Source organism: Massilia phyllostachyos, from assembly GCF_021044825.1.
Classification (GTDB): Bacteria; Pseudomonadota; Gammaproteobacteria; order Burkholderiales; family Burkholderiaceae_D; genus Telluria; species Telluria phyllostachyos.
The window spans coordinates 1-21,176 of sequence record NZ_JAJNOC010000006.1 but is presented as its reverse complement, the minus strand read 5'-3'; the positions used below and the strand labels follow the sequence as shown (position 1 = coordinate 21,176).

Here is a 21,176-nt window from a genome sequence, read left to right as displayed (position 1 = left end):
TTTAGCCAGGAAGCATAATTCGAGGTACCATCCGCTTCACTACTCGCAGATGCTGGCCACCGGCGTCTGCGCAGCCGCCTCTCCCCTCCGAGCCGCAATTCCAAACAATTAATTCTTCATGGAAAAGTTAATTTCCATTCGTAAACAATTTTGCATCCTCTGACATAGGTCAAGGTATTTATTGTCCATACAAGTGAGGTTGAACCTTCACTGTATTTCCTAAGTGACTGATTTAGGAGACATTTTACGTTGACATCAGGTTAACTCGTACCGCTAAGTCCTTGGTTTCATTAGCAAATTTGGGTTTTCGCGAGAGTGAATTCGCTTGACCACCAATCTTGATTCCAATAAAGTGGGAAACAGTGTGAAAAAGTGTCGAATTGTGGGGGAGTTTACAAACCCCGGGCACTAAAAAAATACCAAGTTGATAACTCTCCAAAGCCAGGTAAATACGTGTTCCAGGGCGCGTCAGCAATCAATCTCGATGCAAAGGGAAGGATGTCGATTCCGGCAAAGCATCGTGACGCCCTTGCGGTCCAGTGCGAGGGCCGGATGACGCTGACCAAGCACCCGCATGGCTGCCTGCTGTTCTTCCCGCGTCCCGTGTGGGAACAGCACCGCGAGCAGATCGCGTCGTGGCCGATGTCGGCCCGTGCGTGGCAGCGCATTTTCCTTGGTAACGCGTGTGATGTCGAGCTGGACAGCGCCGGCCGGGTGCTCATTTCGCCCGAGCTGCGCGCCGCCGTGGGGCTGGAGAAGGAAGTCATGATGCTGGGCATGGGCACCCACTTCGAAATCTGGGATGCCGCCAAGCTCGCCGAGAGCGAAGCCGAAGCCGTGGCCGGCGGCATGCCCGATGTCCTTTCCAATTTCTCCTTCTGAGGCGCCATGACGGAAACAACGACGGTGCCGGCAATGGAGGCATCTGACTACCAGCACCGGACGGTGCTGCTGGACGAAGCGGTCGACGCGCTCAACCTGGTTGGCGAGCGCGCCGGCGGTATCTATATAGACGGCACCTTCGGCCGGGGCGGACACAGCCGCCTGATCCTGTCCAGGCTGGAGGCGCAAGGGCGTCTGATTGCGTTCGACAAGGATCCGCAAGCCATTGCCACCGCCGAAGCGCTGGAAGATTCCCGTTTTACGATCGTACATGACAGTTTTGCCACGATCGCCGACGCGCTTGCCGCGCGCGGCATCGGCCAAGTGGACGGCATTTTGCTGGACCTTGGTATTTCGTCGCCCCAGGTGGACGACGCCACCCGCGGATTCAGTTTCCGCCAGGATGGCCCCCTCGACATGCGCATGGATACCACGCGCGGGATGTCGGCGGCCGAGTGGCTGGCCACCGCGGCGGAACATCAATTGGAAAAGGTGATTAGAGATTATGGAGAAGAGCGGTTTGCTTTCCAGATTGCAAAGGCGATTGTTGCTCGCCGGGCAGTCCAGCCAATTTCGACCACACGAGAGCTTGCCGCAATCGTGGCAGGCGCGGTCAAGACCCGCGAAAAGGGCAAGGATCCGGCAACCCGGACCTTTCAGGCTATCCGGATCTTCATCAATCAGGAGCTTGAAGACCTCGAAGCCGGCCTGAACGCGGCCTACGCCATGCTGGCGCCGGGCGCGCGCATGTCCGTGATCAGCTTCCATTCGCTGGAAGACCGCATGGTCAAGCAGTTCCTGGCCTCCAAGGCCAAGGTCGAGCAGCCGGACCGCCGGCTGCCGATCCGCGCCGTCGACTTGCCGCAGCCGCACATGAAGCTGATCGCCAAGATCAAGCCGTCCGACGCGGAAGTCGAGGCCAACCCGCGCGCCCGCTCGGCGGTGCTGCGGGTGGCTGAACGCATCGGGGACGCGCCATGAGCGGCAAGCTGAACGCGGTGCTGGCGCTGGCCCTGGTCGGCTGCGCGCTCTCGGTGGTGAACGCGCGCTACCAGGCGCGCCACCTGCTGATCGAACTGGAGCGCCTGCAGCAGCAGTCGCGCCAGCTCGAGATCGACTGGGCCCAGCTCCAGCTCGACCAGTCCACGCTCGGCAAGAACGACCGCATCGAACAGATCGCGCGCGCGAACCTGAACATGGCTCCGCTGACCCCGGCCCGCACCCAGTACCTGACGGAAGGGGCGAAATGACGCGCGTCGAACGCCGCACCAATGCCCGCGTCGCGGCGTCCAAGGGCGTGGCCTTTTCCAAGAGCCCGGTGCTGGCCGTGAACGTGCCGAACTGGCGTTCGCGCCTGGTGCTGTTCGTGCTGTTCGCCGCCTTCGCGGCGCTGGGCGTGCGCGCCCTCTGGCTACAGGGCATGTCGACCCAGTTCCTGCAAAAGCAGGGCAAGAGCCGCTACGAGCGCACCCTGGAACTGCCGGCCACGCGCGGCAAGATCACCGACCGCCACGGCGCCGTGCTGGCGTCCTCGCTGCCGGTCAAGGCGGTGTGGGCGATCCCCGAAGACCTGCTCAAGAACCCGGCCGAGAAGATCACGGCGCTGGCGCGCCTGCTCGAGATGCCGGAAGCGGACCTGCGCAAGAAGCTCGATTCGGACCGCACCTTCGTCTACCTGAAACGCCAGGTCGAGATGCCGGTCATCGCCGAGATCGAGAAGCTGAAGATCGACGGCCTCGACACCCGCAAGGAATACAAGCGCTTCTACCCGCAGGGCGAAGTCATGACCCACCTGGTCGGCTTCACCAACGTCGAGGACGTGGGGCAGGAAGGCATCGAGCTGTTCCACCAGAAGGCCCTGATGGGCGTGCCGGGCAGCCGCCGCGTGATCAAGGACCGTCTCGGCCACATCGCCGAGGACCTCGGCATGTTCCGCGAGCCGCACCAGGGCAAGGACCTGACCCTGTCGGTCGACAGCAAGCTGCAGTACATCGCCTTCACAAGCGTGAAGAACGCGGTCGAGAAGTTCAATGCGCAGGCCGGCGGCGCCGTGGTGCTGGATGTGGAGACCGGCGAAGTGCTGGCCATGGCCAACTACCCGACCTACAACCCGAACGACCGCAAGAACCTGACCGGCGCCCAGCTGCGCAACCGCGTCATCACCGACACCTTCGAACCCGGCTCCACCATCAAGCCGGTGACGGTGGCGCTCGGCCTGGAGACCAGGCGCATCACGCCGGAGACCGTGTTCGACACCAATCCCGGCTACATCATGGTGACCGGCAAGCGCATCCGCGACACCCACAACTACGGCGTGCGCAACGTCGGCGGCATCATCCAGAAGTCCTCGAACATCGGCGTGGTCAAGATCTCGCAGATGATCCCGGCCCAGGAAATGTGGGAGATGTACACCAAGCTCGGTTACGGCCAGGCGCCGCGCTTCGGCTTCCCGGGCGCCACCGCCGGCCGCGTGCGTCCCTGGAAATCGTGGAAGCCGATCGAATACGCCAACATGGCCTTCGGCCACGGCCTGTCGGTCTCGCTGCTGCAGATGGCGCGCTCGTACATGATCTTCGCGCGCAACGGCGACATCATTCCGCTGTCGTTCCTGAAGGTGGAAGAAAAGCCGGTCGGCCAGCAGGTGATCTCGGCCAAGACCGCGGCCCAGGTGCGCACCATGCTCGAATCCGTGGTGAGCCCGGAAGGCACGGCCTCGAAGGCGCAGGTGCCGGGCTACCGCGTCGGCGGCAAGACCGGCACCGCCGAAAAGATCGTCAACGGCCGCTACTCGCGCACCGACAACATCGGCTATTTCGTCGGCATCGCCCCGATGTCGAAGCCGCGCTTCATCATCGCCGTCATGATCGACAACCCGCGGGGAGCATTGCGCACCGGCGGCAGCGTGGCCGCGCCGACCGCGGCGGACCTGGCCGCGAACGCCTTGCGGGCCGCGAACGTGCCGCCCGACTCGTCGATCACGGACATCATCATTCCAGCAGAACCCGTGGAGGAGAGCGTCGATGGCGGCTGACCTGATTGAAACCATCGCGTGGATCCGCGCCGCCGCCCAGGGCGGCATTCTCGTTTCCGACTCGCGCCGCGTGAAGCCGGGCGACGTGTTCTTCGCCTATCCGGGTGACGCCGCGGACGGCCGCAAATTCATCGCCGCCGCGATCGCCGCGGGCGCCGCCGCCGTCGTCTACGACGACCAGGGCTACGAGTGGGACCCGGCGCACGGCGTGGCCCACCGCGGCGTGCCGGAGCTGAAAAAACATGCGGGCGCGATCGCCCACGCCGTGCTGGAGCAGCCCGACAGCGGCATGTTCACGGTCGGCGTCACCGGCACCAACGGCAAGACCTCGATCGCGGTATGGACCGGGCAGGCGCTGGCGCGCCTGGGCGAAACCGCCGCCATCGTCGGCACCCTGGGTGTCGGCCTGGTGAAGGGCAAGGCCGAACCGAGTTTTGACGCGACCGGCTACACCACGCCGGACGCGGTGCTGCTGGCCCAGACCCTGGCCGACCTGCGCGCGCAGCACGCCACCGCGCTGGCGATCGAAGTCTCGTCGATCGGCCTGGTGCAGGAACGCACCGCCGGCATGCATTTCGACGTCGCCATCTTCACCAACCTGACCCGCGACCACCTCGACTTCCATGGCGACATGGAGAACTACGAGGCGGCCAAGGTCAAGCTGTTCGAGTGGCCTAGGCTGGGCACTGCCATCGTCAATCTCGACGATCCGGCCGGCCAGCGCCTGGTGGCGCACCTGCGCAAGAACTTCGCGTCCCTGCCGGTCATGGGCTATACGCTCAAGGATGCGGCGGCCATCGAGGGCGTGCACCTGCTGCGCGCGTCGAACATCCGCAGCCGCAACGCCGGCACCGAATTCCAGCTCGATTCGCCGGCCGGTTCGTCGCTCGTGAAGACGGGGCTGGTCGGCCACTTCAACGTCAGCAATGCGCTGGCGGTGCTGGGCGCGCTGCTGGCGCGCGACGTGCCGCTCAAGAACGCGGTCGATGCGGTCGAAGCCCTGCAGCCGGCGCCGGGCCGCATGCAGCAGGTCGGCGGGCAGGATGCGCCGATGGTCGTGATCGATTATGCGCACACGCCGGATGCGCTGGAAAAAACCCTGGCCGCGTTGCGCCAGGTGGCGAGCGAACGCAATGGCCAGCTGTGGTGCGTGTTCGGCTGCGGCGGCGACCGCGACCCGGGCAAGCGTCCGCAGATGGGCGCCATCGCCCAGGCGGCCGACCACGTCCTGGTCACCAGCGACAACCCGCGCAGCGAAGACCCGGCATCCATCATCGCGCAGATCGTGGCCGGCATGGACAAGGAATACCAGGCGGTGGAAGACCGCGCGACCGCGATCCTGCTGGCCGTGAAAAACGCCGGCAAGCAGGACGTCATCCTGCTGGCAGGGAAGGGCCACGAGCCCTACCAGGAAATCAAGGGCAAGAAGATTCCGTTCTCCGATGCCGACCACGCGACGCTCGCATTGAGCGCGCGGCTTACCATGATGAGGACGCATTGATGCGCGGTACCCTGGCACAACTGGTGGGTGCAATCCCCGGCGCGCAGCTCGTGGGCGGCGACGCCGCTTTCGAGGGCGTGTCGACCGACAGCCGCACCGTGGCTGCCGGCGCGCTGTTCGTCGCGCTCAAGGGCGAGACCTTCGATGCGCACAGCTTCCTCGAGCAGGTGGCAAGCCGCGGCGTGGCCGCCGTGGTCGTGCACGCGCTGCCGGAAGGCTGGACGCTGCCGGCCATCGTGGTGCCGGACACCCTGGCGGCGCTGGGCCGCATCGCGAACAGCTGGCGCGTGCAGCATGCGATTCCCGTGATCGGCGTGACCGGTTCGAACGGCAAGACCACGGTCAAGGAGATGATTGCCTCGATCCTGGCCGCCGCCGTCGGCGAGGAGGCGCGCCTGGCGACCCAGGGCAACCTGAATAACGAGATCGGCGTGCCGCTGACCTTGTTCCGCTTGGGCGCGCAGCATCGCGCGGCGGTGATCGAAATGGGCATGAACCATCCGGGCGAGATCGCGCGCCTGGCGGCGATCGCGCAGCCGACGGTTGCCATGGTCAATAACGCGCAGCGCGAGCACCAGGAATTCATGCATACCGTGGAAGCGGTGGCGCGGGAGAACGGGTCGGTACTCGAGGCGCTCGATCAGAACGGCGTCGCGGTGTTCCCGGGTGACGACGAGTATACGGACCTGTGGCGCGGCCTGGCGAAATGCGACGTCCTGACTTTCGGCCTGACTGAGGCGTGCGACATCAGCGCCACCTACACCACCAACGGCTTCGGCAACCAACTGCGCATCACAACGTCATCCCGGCGCAGGCCGGGATCCAAGTCCGATGCGCAGGCGACTGCGGATGCGATCGTGGCGGCGGATGAAGACTTGGGTCCCGGCCTTCGCCGGGACGACGGTCTTGAGGGTGAGAATAATAGGGACGTCAGCGTGACGCTGCAGGCGGCGGGGGAGCACAACGTGCGAAACGCGCTGGCGGCGTTTGCCTCGACGCTGGCTGCGGGTATTCCGGTCGACGCCATCGTGCGCGGCCTGGAAGCCTTTGCCCCCGTGGGCGGCCGCCTGCAGCGCAAGCAGGCGGCGAATGGCGCGACCGTCATCGACGACACCTACAACGCCAACCCGGATTCGATGCGCGCCGCGATCGACGTGCTGGCGGCCTATCCGGCGCCACGCATCCTGGTGGTCGGCGACATGGGCGAAGTCGGCACGCAGGGAAAAGAGTTTCACGAAGAAGTCGGTGCCTACGCCCAGCAGCGTGGCATCGAACACGTGCTCGCCACCGGCGAACTCGCCCGCAGCATGGCGGCGTCGGGAGCACGGCACTACGAGCAGTTCGACGCATTATTGGCAGCACTGGATTCACAACTGGGCGGCAATAGCAATTCGACTGTGCTGGTGAAGGGCTCGCGCTTCATGAAGATGGAGCGCGTGGTCCAGCACCTGACCGGATCAACGGAATTAATCAAAAACCGCAAGGACGCCCACTAACATGCTTCTCTGGCTCGCCCAATACTTCCAGGACTACATCGGTCCCCTGCGCGTCTTCAACTACATCACCTTCCGCGCGGTGTTCGCGACCATCACCGCGATCGCCATCGGCCTGGTATGCGGCCCGGCCGTGATCCGCAAGCTGACCGCGCTGAAGGTCGGCCAGGCGGTGCGCACCTATGGTCCGCAGACCCACCTGGCCAAGCACGGCACCCCGACCATGGGCGGCGTGCTGGTGCTGATCGCGATCGGCATCTCGACCCTGCTGTGGTGCGACCTGTCGAACCGCCTGATCTGGCCGGTGCTGGTGGTGACCATGGGCTTCGGCGCGGTCGGCTGGGTCGACGACTACCGCAAGGTGGTCTACAAGGACCCGGAAGGCATGCGCTCGCGCGAGAAATACTTCTGGATGTCGCTGGTCGGCATCGCCTCGGCCCTGTACCTGGCGTTTTCGGTCTCGGCCTCGAACCCGTGGCAGGTGCTGCAGCTGTTCTACGCCTGGGTGCAGTCGGGCTTCTCGATGACGCTGCCCCCGAAGGCCGACCTGATCGTTCCCTTCTTCAAGTCGATCAGCTACCCGATGGGCGTGTGGGGCTTCATCGCGCTGACCTATTGCGTCATCGTCGGCTCCTCGAACGCGGTCAACTTCACCGACGGCCTGGACGGCCTGGCGATCATGCCGACCGTGATGGTGGGCGGCGCCCTGGGCCTGTTCGCCTACCTCACCGGCAGCGCGACCTTCTCGAAATACCTGCTGATCCCCTACATCCCGGGCGCCGGCGAACTCCTGATTTTCTGCGGCGCGATGGCGGGGGCGGGCCTGGCCTTCCTCTGGTATAACGCGCACCCGGCGCAGATGTTCATGGGCGACGTCGGCGCGCTGGCGCTGGGCGGCGCGCTCGGCACCATCGCCGTCATCGTGCGCCAGGAAATCGTCCTGTTCATCATGGGCGGCGTGTTCGTGGCCGAGACCCTGTCGGTGATCATCCAGGTGACCTGGTTCAAGTACACCAAGAAGCGTTACGGGGCAGGGCGCCGCGTGTTCCTGATGGCGCCGCTGCACCACCATTTCGAACAAAAGGGCTGGAAGGAGACCAAGGTCGTGGTCCGCTTCTGGATCGTGACCATGATGCTGGTCCTGGTCGGTCTCTCCACGCTGAAGCTGCGCTGACAGAATGAACTACGAAGGCAAAACCGCATTGGTGCTGGGCCTGGGCGAATCCGGGCTGGCGATGGCGCAGTGGCTGGCGCGCTGTGGCGCGCGCGTGCGCGTGGCCGACACGCGCACCGAGCCGCAGCGCCTGTTCGCGCTGCGCCAGGCGGTGCCGAACGCGGAATTCGCCGGCGGCGAGTTCGGTGAAAACCTGCTCGACGGCGTCGACTTCGTCGCTGTCAGCCCGGGCCTGGCCCCCGACCGCGAACTGGCCGTGGTCAGCCCGGCCGCACGCGAACGCGCCATTCCGGTGTGGGGCGAGATCGAGCTGTTCGCGCAGGCGCTCGCGCACCTGCGCAGCGAACGTTCCTACAGCCCGAAAGTCATCGCCATCACCGGCACCAACGGCAAGACCACGGTCACCAGCCTGACGGGCCTCTTGTGCCGCCGCGCCGGCCTGTCGACCCGCGTGGCCGGCAACATCAGTCCGGCGGCGCTCGACGTGCTGCGCGAATGCCTGGACGGCCACGACTTGCCGCAGGCCTGGGTGCTGGAGCTGTCCAGCTTCCAGCTGCACACCACCTTCAGCCTGCAGGCCGATGCGGCCACGGTCCTGAACCTGACCCAGGACCACCTCGACTGGCACGGCAGCATGGACGCCTACGCGGCGGACAAGGCGCGCATCTTCGGCGCGGACACGGTGCGCGTGCTGAACCGCGACGATGCGCGTGTGATGCGCATGAAGGCGCTTGAATCGCCGTTCTTCACCTTCGGCACCGGCGAGCCGGCGGAGCCGGACAGCTTCGGCCTGGTCAACGAACGCGGCGTGCTGTGGCTGGCCAATGCGGTGGCGAACGATGACGAGCCGCAGAAAAAACTGAAAAAAGGCGAGGTCGCGCCGCCGGTGGAAGTGACGGTGAACCGCCTGATGCCGGCCGACGCCCTGAAGATCCGCGGCCTGCACAATGCCTCGAACGCGCTGGCCGCGCTGGCCCTGTGCCGCGCCTGCGGCCTGCCGCTGGCGCCGCTCTTGCACGGCCTGCGCGACTACGCGGGCGAGCCGCACCGCGTCGAGCTGGTCGCCAGCATCGACGGCGTCGACTACTACGACGACAGCAAGGGCACCAATGTCGGCGCCACCGTCGCCGCGCTGGAAGGTCTGGGCAAGGCCTTCGCCGGCGAAGACCAGCAGATCCTGCTGATCGCCGGCGGCGACGGCAAGGGCCAGGACTTCGCGCCGCTCGCGCTGCCCGCCTCGCGCTACGTGCGCGCCGTGCTCCTGATCGGCCGCGACGCGCCAAGCGTCAAAGCCGCGATCGAACCGACCGGCGTGCCGGCGTTCGACCTGCCCGGCCTGCCGGAAGCGGTGCGCCGCGCCAGCGGCCTGGCGCGCCCCGGCGACGCGGTGCTGCTGTCGCCCGCTTGCGCCAGCCTCGACATGTTCACCAACTACGCGCACCGCGCGCAGGTGTTCGTCGACGCGGTGCGCGACATCGCGCTGGAACGAGGGCAGGAGATCTGATGGCCTTCCAGATTCCCTTCAAGTTCTCCGGTTCGAGCAGCGATGCTACCATCGCCGCGCGCAGCCGCCCGTCGAAGATGATGGACTACGACCAGCCGCTGGTCTGGGTCACCGTGCTGCTGATGCTGTTCGGCCTGGTGATGGTCTACTCGGCCTCGATCGCGCTGCCGGATTCGCCGAAGTTCGCGTACCTAGCCGACAAGAACGAATACTTCCTGTACCGCCAGGCCATGTACATCATCGTCTCGATGGTGGCGGCGGCCGTGGTGTTCCAGGTGCCGGTCGCGGTGTGGCAGAAGTGGGCGCCGATGCTGTTCATCGGGACGCTGTTCCTGCTGGCCCTGGTGCTGGTGCCGGGCGTCGGCGTCTCGGTCAACGGCGCTCGCCGCTGGCTGCCGCTGAAGGTCATGCAGCTGCAGCCCTCGGAACTGATGAAGATCGCGGCCGTCCTCTACGCCGCCGACTTCACGGTGAGGAAGCAGGAATACATGCACAAGCTGACCAAGGGCTTCCTGCCGATGATGGTGGCGATCGGCCTGGTCGGCATGCTGCTGCTGCTCGAGCCCGACCTCGGCGCCTTTGGCGTGATCGTCTGCATCGCCATGGGCATCCTGTTCCTGGGCGGGATCAACATCGTCTGGTTCGGCGGCATCGGCGCGCTGCTGGTGCTGATCTTCGTGTCGATCATCGCACTGTCGCCGTTCCGCCGCGCGCGCATGTTCGCCTACCTCGACCCCTGGGAAGAGGGCCATGCGCTGGACAAGGCCTATCAATTGACGCACTCCCTGATCGCCTTCGGGCGCGGCGAGTTCTTCGGCGTGGGCCTGGGCGGCAGCGTGGAAAAGCTGTTCTACCTGCCGGAAGCGCACACCGACTTCATCATGGCCGTGATCGGCGAAGAGCTGGGCCTGGCCGGCGTGCTGGTGGTGATCGCCATGTTCTACTGGCTGGTGAAGCGCGCCTTCGACATCGGCCGCCAGGCCATCGCGCTGGACCAGACCTTCGCCGGCTTGGCCGCGAAAGGCATCGGCATCTGGATCGGCGTGCAGACCTTCATCAATATGGGCGTGAACCTGGGCCTGCTGCCGACCAAGGGCCTGACCCTGCCGCTCATGAGTTTCGGCGGCTCGGGCGTGATGTTCAACTGCGTGGGCCTGGCGATCCTGTTGCGGATCGACTACGAGAACCGGGTGCGCATGCGCGGAGGCCGTTCATGAAGAAGCTCATGATCATGGCCGCCGGCACCGGCGGCCACATCTTCCCCGGCATCGCGATCGCGCAGACCATGCGCGCGCGCGGCTGGGAAGTCTCGTGGCTGGGCACCGCCCACGGCATGGAAACCGACCTGGTGCCGAAGGCCGGCATCCCGATGGACAGCATCGACTTCGCCGGCCTGCGCGGCAAGGGTTTGATGCACACGATGAGCGGCGCCTTCAAGATGCTCGGCAGTTTCTGGACCTGCCACCGCATCCTCGGCCGGCGTGCGCCGAATGTGGTGCTGGGCATGGGCGGCTACGTCACGGTGCCGGGCGGATTGACCGCGTACTCGCGCGGCGTGCCGCTGGCCCTGGTGAATGCCGACGCCGCGCTGCTGTTGTCGAACAAGACCCTGGCGCCGGTCGCCCAGCGCGTCCTGTTCGGCTTCCCCGCGGACTTCGGCAAGGCGGCGGGGAAGGCGGTCGTCACCGGCAACCCGGTGCGCCAGCAGATCCTCGACCTGCCGGCGCCCGCCAAGCGTTTCGCGGGCCGCAGCGGCCCGCTGCGCATCCTGGTCGTCGGCGGCAGCCTGGGCGCCAAGGTGCTGAACGACAGCGTGCCGGCGGCGCTGGCGCAGATCGACCCGGCCCTGCGTCCCGTCGTGACCCACCAGTCGGGCAAGAAGAATATCGAGGCCCTGCGCGCGGCCTATGCGCAGGCCGGCGTCACCGCCAACGTGGTCGACTTCATCGACGACATGGCGGCCGCCTATGCGAACGCCGACCTGGTGATCTGCCGCGCCGGCGCGATCACGGTGTCGGAGCTGACCGCGGCCGGCGTGGCCAGCGTGCTGGTGCCGTTCGTGGCCAGCACCACCAGCCACCAGCGCGACAACGCCATCTGGATGCAGGATCAGGGCGCGGCGCTCCACCTGCCGCAGGGCGAACTGAATCCGCAGCGGCTGGCAAGCCTGCTGCAAGCGACCTCGCGCGAAGACTGCCTGCGGATGGCGCAGGCGGCGCACGGCGTCGGCAAGCGTGATGCAAACGAGGCGATCGCTAACGAACTTGAAAGACTGGCAAGCGCATGAAACACAAGATCAAGAACATTCACTTCGTCGGCATCGGCGGCAGCGGCATGAGCGGCATCGCCGAGGTGCTGCTCAACCTGGGCTACAACGTGTCCGGCTCCGACCTGTCGAGCAACGCCGCCAGCCAGCGCCTCGCGGAGCTGGGCGCGCGCGTGTACACCGGCCACTCGGCCGAACACGTGGTCGGCGCCAACGTGCTCGTGACCTCCACCGCCGTCAACGAAGCCAATCCGGAAGTCGTCGCCGCCCGCGCCGCCAAGGTGCCGGTGGTGCCGCGCGCGATCATGCTCGGCGAACTGATGCGCCTGAAGCGCGGCATCGCCATCGCCGGCACCCACGGCAAGACCACCACCACCAGCCTGGTGGCGTCGGTGCTGGCCGCCGGCGGCATGGACCCGACTTTTGTGATCGGCGGCCGCCTGACCGCCGCCGGCGCGAATGCGGCGCTGGGCTCGGGCGAATACATCGTGGCCGAGGCCGACGAGTCGGACGCATCGTTCCTGAACCTGTCGCCGATGATCGAGGTGATCACCAACATCGACGCCGACCACATGGACACCTACGAGCACGACTTCGAGAAGCTGAAGGCCGCGTTCGTGAACTTCACCCACCGCCTGCCGTTCTACGGCCGCGCCATGCTGTGCATCGACGACCCGCACGTGCGCGCCATCCTGCCGCAGGTGACAAAGCCGGTGACGACCTACGGCTTCTCCGAGGAAGCCGAGGTGCGCGCGCTGGACGCCTACGCGGACGGGGTGCAGATGCACTTCACCGTGCGCCAGCAGGGTTACCCGGACGCGAAGTTCACCCTGAACCAGCCCGGCATGCACAATGTGCTGAACGCCTGCTCGGCGATCGCGATCGCGCGCGAGATCGGCATCAGCGACGAAGCGACCAACACCGGTCTGCAGGAATTCCGCGGCGTCGGCCGCCGCTTCACCCGCTACGGCGACGTCGCCATCCCGGGCGGCGGCAGCTTCACCCTGGTGGACGACTTCGGCCACCACCCGGTCGAGACCGAGGTGACCCTGGCCGCCGCGCGCGCCGCCTATCCCGGCCGGCGCCTGGTGCTGGCCTTCCAGCCGCACCGCTATAGCCGCACGCGCGACCTGTTCGAGGACTTCGTGAAAGTGCTGGCGACCCCGGACGTGCTGCTGCTGTCCGAGGTCTACGCCGCCGGCGAGGCGCCGATCGTGGCCGCCGACGGTCGCGCCCTGGCGCGCGCGCTGCGCACCGGCGGCAAGGTGGAACCGATCTTCGTCGAGGCGATCGCCGACATGCCCGCCGCCATCCTGAATGCGGTGCGCGACGGCGACGTCGTCATGACCATGGGCGCCGGCTCGATCAGCGGCGTCCCGCACCAACTGACCAATGCAAAGGCCTGAACCATCGTGAACGCACCAACCACCTCTACCTTCGACCCGGCATCCTTCGGCAAGGTCGGCGTGCTCTTCGGCGGCCGCTCCGCCGAGCGTGACGTGTCGATCATGTCCGGCACCGGCGTGCTCAACGCCCTCAAAAGCCGCGGCGTCGACGCCCACGCTTTCGACCCGGGCACCCAGAGCCTGGCCGAACTGGCCGAGCAAAAATTCGATCGCGTCTTCATCGCGCTGCACGGCCGCTACGGCGAGGACGGCAGCCTGCAGGGCGCGCTCGAGCAGCTCGGCATTCCCTACACCGGCAGCGGCGTGATGGCGTCCAGCATCGGCATGGACAAGATCACGACCAAGAAGATCTGGAAGATGGACGAGATCCCGACCCCGGACTACATGACCATCGACCCCTCGTCCGACCTGGACGAGGTGCTGGTCGCGCTCGGCCTGCCGATGATCGTCAAGCCGCCGCTCGAGGGCTCGACCATCGGCATCACCAAGGTCAGCGCAGCCGGCGAATTGAAAGCCGCCGTCGACGTGGCGCTCGGCTTCGACCCGGTGGTGCTGGCCGAGGAATTCGTCACCGGCCGCGAGTTCACCGTCGCCGTGCTGGGTAGCGGCAAGCTTGCCCGCGCGCTGCCGATCGTCGAGATCGTGGCCCCGGCCGGCAACTACGACTACCAGAACAAGTACTTCACCGACGACACCCAGTACCACTGCCCGGCGCAGCTGGACCCGGCGCTGACCGAAGAGATCCAGCGCCACGCCGTGAACGCCTACCGCGCGCTCGGCTGCGAAGGCTGGGGCCGGATCGACGTGCTGGTGCGCGCCGAAGACCAGCGTCCCTTCCTGCTGGAGGTGAACACCTCGCCGGGCATGACCTCGCACTCGCTGGTGCCGATGGCGGCGCGCGCGGTGGGCATCGGCTACGAAGACCTGTGCCTGGAAATCCTGGCGTCGGCGCGCCTCAAGATGGCGAAACAGGCAAAGGAATAAGAACGCATGTGGCATGACGTCCGCGCCCTCAACGCGACCGCCAGTTCCCTGGTGGCGTTGACGGTGCTCGCCGCTCTCGCGTCCATCGTGTGGTGGCTGTCGCAGCTGCCCATGTTCTCGTTGCGCGCGGTGACGGTGGAAAGCATGTACGAAATCCCGCTGCGCCACGTGAACGAACTCACGGTGCGCAACGGCGTGATCGGCAAGATCCGCGGGAATTTCTTCACCACGGACCTGGAGCAGGTAAGAAACACCTTCGAGATGGTGCCCTGGGTACGGCGCGCCACGGTGCGCCGCGAGTGGCCGAACCAGTTGATCGTCGAAGTCGAGGAACACGAGGCGCTCGGCACCTGGGGCGACGAGCGCCTGCTGTCGGTCAAGGGCGACGTCTTCACCGCCAACCTGGCCGAGGCCGACGACGACCACGAGCTGCCGGCCTTCGACGGTCCCAAGGGCAGCGAGAAGCAGGTGCTGGCGCGCTTCACCGAGCTGCGCACCCTGTTCGCGCCGGTCCAGCTGGCGCCGCAGGCATTGTCGCTGTCGGAGCGCTACGCCTGGACCGTCAAGCTGGACAACGGCATGAGCGTGGCGCTGGGCCGGGAGCAGGACAGCGACACCTTGAAGAAGCGCGTGCAGCGGCTGGTGGGCGTCTACCCGCAGCTGGTCGCGCGCTTGCAGGAAGGCCGGATCGACACGATCGACATGCGCTATGCGAACGGACTGGCGCTGTCCTCGGCGGCGCTGGCGGTGCCGGAAGACGCCAGCAAGCCGGTGAAGCCGGCCAAGAAAAAACCGAACCACCCTAATAAAACAAGCAAGCAAACATAAGCAGGCAACAGCAATGACAAAAGACGCGAAGAACCTGATCGTCGGCCTCGACATCGGCACCTCGAAGGTGGTGGCGGTCGTGGCCGAAGTGATGTCCGACGGACGCCACGAGGTGATCGGCCTCGGTCAGCACGAGTCGAAAGGGTTGAAGAAGGGCGTGGTGGTGAACATCGAGGCCACCGTCGAGTCGATCCAGCGCGCGCTCGAGGAAGCGGAGCTGATGGCCGACTGCAAGATCCGCAACGTCTATGCCGGCATCGCCGGCAGCCATATCCGTTCCTTCAATTCGAGCGGCATGGTGGCGATCAAGGACAAGGAAGTCACCGCCACCGACGTGGCGCGCGTGATCGAGACCGCCAAGGCGGTCAACATCCCGACCGACCAGCAATTGCTGCACACGGTGCCGCAGGAATTTATCGTCGACAACCAGGAAGACGTGCGCGAACCGATCGGCATGAGCGGTATCCGGCTGGAAGTGCGGGTGCACATCGTCACCGGTGCGGTGTCCGCGGTCCAGAATATTGTAAAGTGCGTGCGCCGTTGCGGGCTCGAGGTCTCGGACCTGATCCTGCAGCCGATGGCGTCGGCCGATGCGGTGCTGACGACCGACGAAAAGGAACTGGGCGTGGTCCTGATCGACATCGGCGGCGGCACCACCGACATCGCCGTGTTTTCCGACGGCGCGATCCGCCACACCGCGGTCCTGCCGATCGCGGGCGACCAGATCACCAGCGACATCGCGATGGCCCTGCGCACGCCGACCGGCGAAGCCGAGGACATCAAGATCCGCTACGGCGTGGCCAAGCAGGTGCTGGCCGATCCGGGCGAAACGCTCGAGGTGCCGGGCCTGGGCGACCGCGGACCGCGCGCGCTGTCGCGCCAGGCGCTGGCCGCCGTGATCGAGCCGCGCGTCGAAGAGCTGTTCGCGATGGTGCACACGGTGGTGCGTGAGTCGGGCTACGAAGGCGTGCTGTCGTCGGGCATCGTGCTCACCGGCGGCAGCTCGATCATGCCGGGCATGATCGAGATGGCCGAAGACATCTTCCTCAAACCGGCGCGCCTCGGCACGCCGGACTACCGCGGCCAGCTGGCCGACGTCGTGCGCAGCCCACGCTACGCCACGGTGCTCGGCCTGCTACTGGAAGCGAAGAAACAGTACCTGCGCGGTCACATCGTCACGCGTCAGGATGGTTCGGTGAAAGCAGTCTGGCAACGCATGAAGGAATGGATAGCGGGGAACTTCTGATACGGGTTTAACAAGCAGGGTCACACGCAGCACGCAGGACACGAAATAAGTTAGGTACGGCAGCAACAAAGCGTTCACGGGTCAAGGTTTTTTAAATACAATCGCTACTTCCGGTTTTCAGGGCCTGTCAGGGGCCTGGCATTTCCCTCGAGACCGTCGGCGGCATTTGAATATTGGGAGTCACATCATGGAGTTCGATATGGTCGATAACGCATCACTGGGAACCGTTATCAAAGTCGTGGGCGTCGGCGGCGCAGGCGGCAATGCGGTTCAGCACATGATCAATAAAGGTGTGTCCGGTGTCGAGTTCATCGCCGCAAACACGGATGCGCAGGCACTCGCAGTGTCCGGCGCCAACAACATCATCCAGATCGGCGAATCGGGTCTCGGCGCAGGCATGCGTCCGGAAGTCGGCCGCCAGCTGGCCGAGCAGTCGCGCTCGCGCATCGAAGACGCGCTGCGCGGCGCCCACATGGTCTTCATCGCCGCCGGCATGGGCGGCGGCACCGGCACCGGCGCCGCGCCGATCGTCGCCGAAGTCGCCAAGACCATGGGCGCGCTGACCGTGGCCGTGGTGTCGAAGCCGTTCTCGTACGAGGGCGACAAGTGCATGCAGGTGGCGGAAGCCGGCCTGGAAGAGCTGACCAAGCACGTCGACTCCCTGATCGTGATCCTGAACGAAAAGCTGGAAGACATCTACGAAGACGAGTCGATGCTCGACTGGATGAAGCATGCCGACGACGTCCTGAACAACGCGGTCGCCGGTATCGCCGAGATCATCAACGTCCCGGGCCACATCAACGTCGACTTCAACGACGTGAAGACCATCATGAGCGAGCAGGGCAAGGCCATGATGGGCACCGCGACCGCAGCGGGCGTCGACCGCGCGCGCATCGCCGCCGAACAGGCCGTCGCTTCGCCGCTGCTGGACGGCATCGACCTGTCGGGCGCCAAGGGCGTGCTGGTCAACGTGACCGCGTCGCGTGGCCTGAAAGGTAAAGAGATCAAGGAAGTCATGGCCGCCGTGCGCGCCTTCGCGGCGCCGGACGCCTCGATCGCACAGGGCATCGCCTACGACGACGCGATGGGCGACGAGCTGCGCGTGACCGTGGTCGCAACGGGCCTGGGCAAGAACAAGAAGATGCAGCTGGTGCAGCCGCAGCAGGTGCTGCGCACCGGCACCCACGGCTACAACGCGCCAGTCATGGCGGGCGCCGCGACCGTCACCGGCAACGTCACCATGGGCCACGCCCAGGGCGACGCCATGGGCGGCATGAAGCAGCCGGCCGTGTGGCGCCGCGAGCAGGCATCGGAGCAGGTGCAGGCGATGCAGCGCAATGGCGTGGAGACGTATGACATTCCGGCGTTCCTGCGCAAGCAGGCCGACTGATTGTTCGATAGTCGTTGGATAGTGAAGGGCCGGCGGAAGCTGGCCCTTTTCTTTTGTGCGTCTTGGGAACTCTCCTTGCACCACCAACTCCAGCACGGTTTCAAAGCCAAGGGGAAAAACGGAGGTAACTCGACGCGCCTTCAGCAAAGACCTCCCACATCGGCGATAATTGCCAGATTCTTAAAACACTACAAGGAACCACCATGACCATCCAGATCGGCGACCGCCTGCCGGAAGGCACCCTGTCGGAATTCATCGAGACCGAAACCGCAGGCTGCTCGCTCGGCCCGAACACCTTCGAGGTGAGCGAGCTGGCGAAAGGCAAGAAGATCGTGATCTTCGGCCTGCCCGGCGCCTACACCCCGACCTGCTCGGCCCAGCACGTGCCGGGTTACGTCCAGCACGCCGATGCTTTGCGCGCCAAGGGCGTCGACGAAATCTGGTGCATCTCGGTGAACGACGCCTTCGTGATGGGCGCCTGGGGCCGCGACCAGAAGGCCACCGGCATCGTGCGCATGATGGCCGACGGTAACGCCGCCTACTCGAAGGCCCTGGGCCTGGACGCCGACTTCTCCAAGCACGGCATGGGCACCCGCTCGAAGCGCTACTCGATGCTGGTCGAAGACGGCGTGGTCAAGGCGCTGAACGTCGAGACCGCCGGCTTCGAAGTCTCGAGCGCCGAGAAGATGCTGGAACAACTGGGCTAAGCTGGCCGGCAACCCCACTGCAAACGGCGCCGCGGCGCCGTTTTTCATCCCATGATCATCAACGCCGAAACTCCCGACCAGCCTGAAGTCCGGGCGATGCTGGAACAGCTCGACGCCTATTGCGCGTCCCTGTACCCGGCCGAATCCAATCACCTGATGGACATCGACTCCCTGCTGCAGGGCGACGTCCTGTTCCTGGTCGCGCGCGACGTCGATGGAAAAGCGGTCGGCTGCGCGGCGCTGGTCAACCGCGGCAGCTACGGCGAGGTGAAACGCATGTTCGTCGATACCGCGCGCCGTGGTCTCGGCACCGGCGCCCAGCTGCTCGAGCACCTCGAGATGTTCGCGCGCATGTCCGGCATCCGCGGACTCAAGCTCGAAACCGGCATTCATCAACCGGAAGCGATCCGTTTATACGAGCGCGCCGGCTACCTGCGCGGCGAACCGTTCGGCGACTACAACGCCGATCCCCTGAGCCTGTTCATGGAAAAGAACCTTTGAAGCGACCGAGCGGAAACCTGTACAGCATCTACGCGATGGTGCTGGCCGTGTTCATGTTCGCCATGATGGACACGGTGATGAAGCTGCTCTCGCAGCGCTACCCGGCGATCCAGGTGGCGGCGCTGCGCTCGCTCACTTCGCTCCCGCTCATCATCATCTACGTGGGCATGAAGGCCGGCTACGGCGACATCTTCAGGATCCGCTGGCCATTGCACCTGCTGCGCGCGGTGCTCGGCATCGCGATGCTGAGCTTCTTCGCCTTCGGCATCCGCAAGCTGTCGCTGGCCGAGGCCTACTCCATCTTCTTCATCGCGCCGGCCATCATCACGGCGCTGTCGGTGTGGTTCCTGAAGGAGAAGGTCAACGTGACGCGCTGGATCGCGATCGGCGTCGGCCTGTGCGGCGTGCTGGTGGTGCTGCGTCCGAGCGGGGCGGGCTTCCTCACCATCGGCGGCCTGGCGGTGCTGGGCGCGGCGGCGATGTACGCGATCTCCGCGATCACGGTCGGCGTCCTGGCGCGCACCGACCGCAGCGAATACATGGTGTTCTGGCTGATGGTCATGATGTCGATCGGCGCGACCGCGCTTGCGGCGCCCGGCTGGGTGGCGATGAGCATGAAGGACGCGCCGCTGCTGTTTGGGCTGGCCCTGACCGGCTTTGTCGGCCAGCTGGCGATCACCGAAGCGTTCGCGAAAGGAGACGCATCGAGCGTCGCGCCGTTCGAATACACCGCGCTGGCCTGGGCCGTCGGACTGGACTGGCTGCTGTGGCAGACCCTGCCCGACGGCTGGACGATGGCGGGCGCGGCGATCATCATCGGCAGCGGTATGTATCTGATTCGCCACGAAAAAAGCCATGTGGAGTCGGATCATCCCTAGCCATCGAGCCACGCCCGGCGCGAGAAAAAGCGCTGGGCTATAATCGGCGGATGCTGAAACAACGAACCATCAAACAGGTCGTCCGCACCACTGGTGTCGGCGTCCACTCGGGCACCAAGGTCGAGCTGACCCTGCGTCCGGCGCCCCCGGGCGCCGGCATCACCTTCCGCCGCGTCGACTACGACCCCGTCGTCGCGATCCCGAGCGCGGCCGACGTGGTCGGCGAAACCCGCATGGCTACGGTCCTGATCAAGGACGGCGCGCGCGTCTCCACCGTCGAGCACCTGATGTCGGCCTGCTACGGCCTCGGCATCGACAACCTGGTCGTCGACGTCACCGCCGAAGAGATCCCGATCATGGACGGCTCGGCCGCTTCCTTCGTGTTCCTGCTGCAGCAGGCCGGCCTGGAAGAGCAGGACGCGCCCAAGCGCTTCATCCGCGTGCTCAAGGACGTCGAGATCCGCCAGGGCGAGGGCAAGAACGAGAAATGGGCGCGCTTGTCGCCCTACGACGGCTTCAAGCTCGACTTCTTCATCGAATTCAACCACCCGGCGGTGGACGGCACCATGCAGCGCGCGACGGTCGACTTCAGCGAAGTCTCCTACGTGCACGACGTGGCGCGCGCGCGCACCTTCGGTTTCATGCAGGACGTCGAAACCCTGCGCGGCTTAGGGCTCGCGCGCGGCGGCTCGCTGGAAAACGCGATCGTGATGGACGAGTACCGCATCCTGAACGCGGACGGCCTGCGCTACGAGGACGAGTTCGTGCGCCACAAGATCCTGGATGCGATCGGCGACCTGTACATCGTCGGGCATCCGCTGCTGGCCAGCTATACCGCCCACAAGTCGGGGCACGCGCTCAACAACGAGCTGCTGCGCAAGCTGCTGGCGCAGACGGATGCGTATGAGTGGGTCGAGTTCGATTCGCTGGGGGATGCGCCGCCGTCGTATGTGCGGCAGATGTCGCGGGAGTGGGCGGAAGTCTGATGCGTTCGTGGTGCATGCTGGCGTTAGTGGTGTGCACGCAAAATTAGCCGGAACGACGGTTTTTCGGACGGTGGTTGGAGTTGACGCCGCCTTCTATCACTAGCAGAAGCACGTCGTACGCGCCACTGGCGCCTACGACTTCCGGCGAAGGTGAACTGCCACACAAAAGCTGGACACGTGCGTTATTAGCTTAGGTGTGCTTGATCCTGCATTGAAGCGGGGTCAGGCCGCCCAGAACAGTGCTGATGCGCTTGGTATTGTAATACCGAACATACTCGTGGATTGTGGCCATGAGTTCTGCAGCGTCAGTGAATTTTCGCTTGTGAGTGCACTCAGTCTTGAGCACGGCAAAGAAGCTCTCCATCGATGCATTGTCTAGGCACGTGGCCTTGCGAGACA

General features: G+C 65.5%; 20 protein-coding genes. 19 read left to right on the top strand and 1 reads right to left on the bottom strand.

Translation table 11 applies throughout. From position 1 onward, the window contains the following. The first annotated feature begins 453 nt into the window (after positions 1-453). The 19 genes from mraZ (at position 454) to lpxC (ending at position 20,777) form a co-directional block, all read left to right on the top strand. Positions 454-882, top strand: a complete 429-nt coding sequence (gene mraZ, locus LQ564_RS17295; RefSeq protein ID WP_159696337.1) for a division/cell wall cluster transcriptional repressor MraZ — start codon at positions 454-456, stop codon at positions 880-882. 6 nt (positions 883-888) lie between these two features. Then, positions 889-1,863: a 16S rRNA (cytosine(1402)-N(4))-methyltransferase RsmH gene (rsmH, locus tag LQ564_RS17290; RefSeq protein WP_231059362.1), complete on the top strand. Its 975-nt coding sequence runs from the start codon at positions 889-891 to the stop codon at positions 1,861-1,863. Beyond that, entirely contained in the window at positions 1,860-2,132 is a 273-nt protein-coding gene (ftsL, locus tag LQ564_RS17285; protein WP_231059361.1) for a cell division protein FtsL, read from the top strand. Before rsmH ends, ftsL begins: the two co-directional genes overlap by 4 nt. After that, on the top strand, positions 2,129-3,913 hold the full coding sequence (locus tag LQ564_RS17280) for a peptidoglycan D,D-transpeptidase FtsI family protein (protein ID WP_231059360.1): 1,785 nt from the start codon (positions 2,129-2,131) through the stop codon (positions 3,911-3,913). Before ftsL ends, LQ564_RS17280 begins: the two co-directional genes overlap by 4 nt. Continuing rightward, positions 3,903-5,414, top strand: a complete 1,512-nt coding sequence (locus LQ564_RS17275) for a UDP-N-acetylmuramoyl-L-alanyl-D-glutamate--2,6-diaminopimelate ligase (protein ID WP_231059359.1) — start codon at positions 3,903-3,905, stop codon at positions 5,412-5,414. The genes LQ564_RS17280 and LQ564_RS17275 overlap by 11 nt, the downstream gene beginning before the upstream one ends. Further along, a complete protein-coding gene (locus tag LQ564_RS17270) occupies positions 5,414-6,910 on the top strand; it encodes a UDP-N-acetylmuramoyl-tripeptide--D-alanyl-D-alanine ligase (protein WP_231059358.1) in 1,497 nt (498 codons plus the stop codon). Before LQ564_RS17275 ends, LQ564_RS17270 begins: the two co-directional genes overlap by 1 nt. 1 nt (position 6,911) lies before the next feature. After that, positions 6,912-8,081, top strand: a complete 1,170-nt coding sequence (gene mraY, locus LQ564_RS17265) for a phospho-N-acetylmuramoyl-pentapeptide-transferase (RefSeq protein WP_231059357.1) — start codon at positions 6,912-6,914, stop codon at positions 8,079-8,081. Between the two features lie 4 nt (positions 8,082-8,085). Further along, a complete protein-coding gene (murD, locus tag LQ564_RS17260) occupies positions 8,086-9,585 on the top strand; it encodes a UDP-N-acetylmuramoyl-L-alanine--D-glutamate ligase (RefSeq protein WP_231059356.1) in 1,500 nt (499 codons plus the stop codon). Continuing rightward, positions 9,585-10,802, top strand: a complete 1,218-nt coding sequence (ftsW, locus tag LQ564_RS17255; RefSeq protein ID WP_231059355.1) for a putative lipid II flippase FtsW — start codon at positions 9,585-9,587, stop codon at positions 10,800-10,802. The genes murD and ftsW overlap by 1 nt, the downstream gene beginning before the upstream one ends. Continuing rightward, complete coding sequence (gene murG, locus LQ564_RS17250) at positions 10,799-11,872, top strand: undecaprenyldiphospho-muramoylpentapeptide beta-N-acetylglucosaminyltransferase (protein ID WP_231059354.1); 1,074 nt, start codon at positions 10,799-10,801, stop codon at positions 11,870-11,872. The genes ftsW and murG overlap by 4 nt, the downstream gene beginning before the upstream one ends. Next, positions 11,869-13,257, top strand: coding sequence for a UDP-N-acetylmuramate--L-alanine ligase (murC, locus tag LQ564_RS17245; protein WP_231059353.1), 1,389 nt, complete (start codon positions 11,869-11,871; stop codon positions 13,255-13,257). The genes murG and murC overlap by 4 nt, the downstream gene beginning before the upstream one ends. Positions 13,258-13,263: 6 nt before the next feature. Beyond that, positions 13,264-14,241 carry a D-alanine--D-alanine ligase gene (locus LQ564_RS17240; protein WP_231059352.1) on the top strand — a complete coding sequence of 326 codons (978 nt, stop codon included), beginning with the start codon at positions 13,264-13,266 and terminating at the stop codon, positions 14,239-14,241. Between the two features lie 6 nt (positions 14,242-14,247). Further along, positions 14,248-15,069 (top strand): cell division protein FtsQ/DivIB, encoded by an 822-nt coding sequence (locus tag LQ564_RS17235; RefSeq protein WP_231059351.1) that lies wholly within the window; start codon positions 14,248-14,250, stop codon positions 15,067-15,069. 13 nt (positions 15,070-15,082) lie between these two features. Next, entirely contained in the window at positions 15,083-16,315 is a 1,233-nt protein-coding gene (gene ftsA / locus LQ564_RS17230; protein ID WP_231059350.1) for a cell division protein FtsA, read from the top strand. Positions 16,316-16,502: 187 nt separating this feature from the next. Further along, the gene (gene ftsZ / locus LQ564_RS17225; RefSeq protein ID WP_231059349.1) at positions 16,503-17,705 is read left to right on the top strand and encodes a cell division protein FtsZ; all 1,203 of its coding nucleotides are present in this window, start codon (positions 16,503-16,505) and stop codon (positions 17,703-17,705) included. Between the two features lie 203 nt (positions 17,706-17,908). After that, positions 17,909-18,412, top strand: coding sequence for a peroxiredoxin (locus LQ564_RS17220; protein ID WP_231059348.1), 504 nt, complete (start codon positions 17,909-17,911; stop codon positions 18,410-18,412). A 51-nt stretch (positions 18,413-18,463) separates the two neighbouring features. Beyond that, positions 18,464-18,913, top strand: a complete 450-nt coding sequence (locus LQ564_RS17215; protein ID WP_231059347.1) for a GNAT family N-acetyltransferase — start codon at positions 18,464-18,466, stop codon at positions 18,911-18,913. Positions 18,914-18,948: 35 nt separating this feature from the next. Further along, the gene (locus tag LQ564_RS17210; protein WP_231059632.1) at positions 18,949-19,791 is read left to right on the top strand and encodes a DMT family transporter; all 843 of its coding nucleotides are present in this window, start codon (positions 18,949-18,951) and stop codon (positions 19,789-19,791) included. 50 nt (positions 19,792-19,841) lie between these two features. Then, positions 19,842-20,777 carry a UDP-3-O-acyl-N-acetylglucosamine deacetylase gene (lpxC, locus tag LQ564_RS17205; protein ID WP_231059346.1) on the top strand — a complete coding sequence of 312 codons (936 nt, stop codon included), beginning with the start codon at positions 19,842-19,844 and terminating at the stop codon, positions 20,775-20,777. A gap of 190 nt (positions 20,778-20,967) precedes the next feature. On the opposite strand, the gene LQ564_RS17200 is transcribed toward lpxC, so the two are convergent. Further along, positions 20,968-21,176 (bottom strand): IS3 family transposase (locus tag LQ564_RS17200; protein WP_231059345.1); only part of this gene is annotated, 209 nt, incomplete at its 5' end.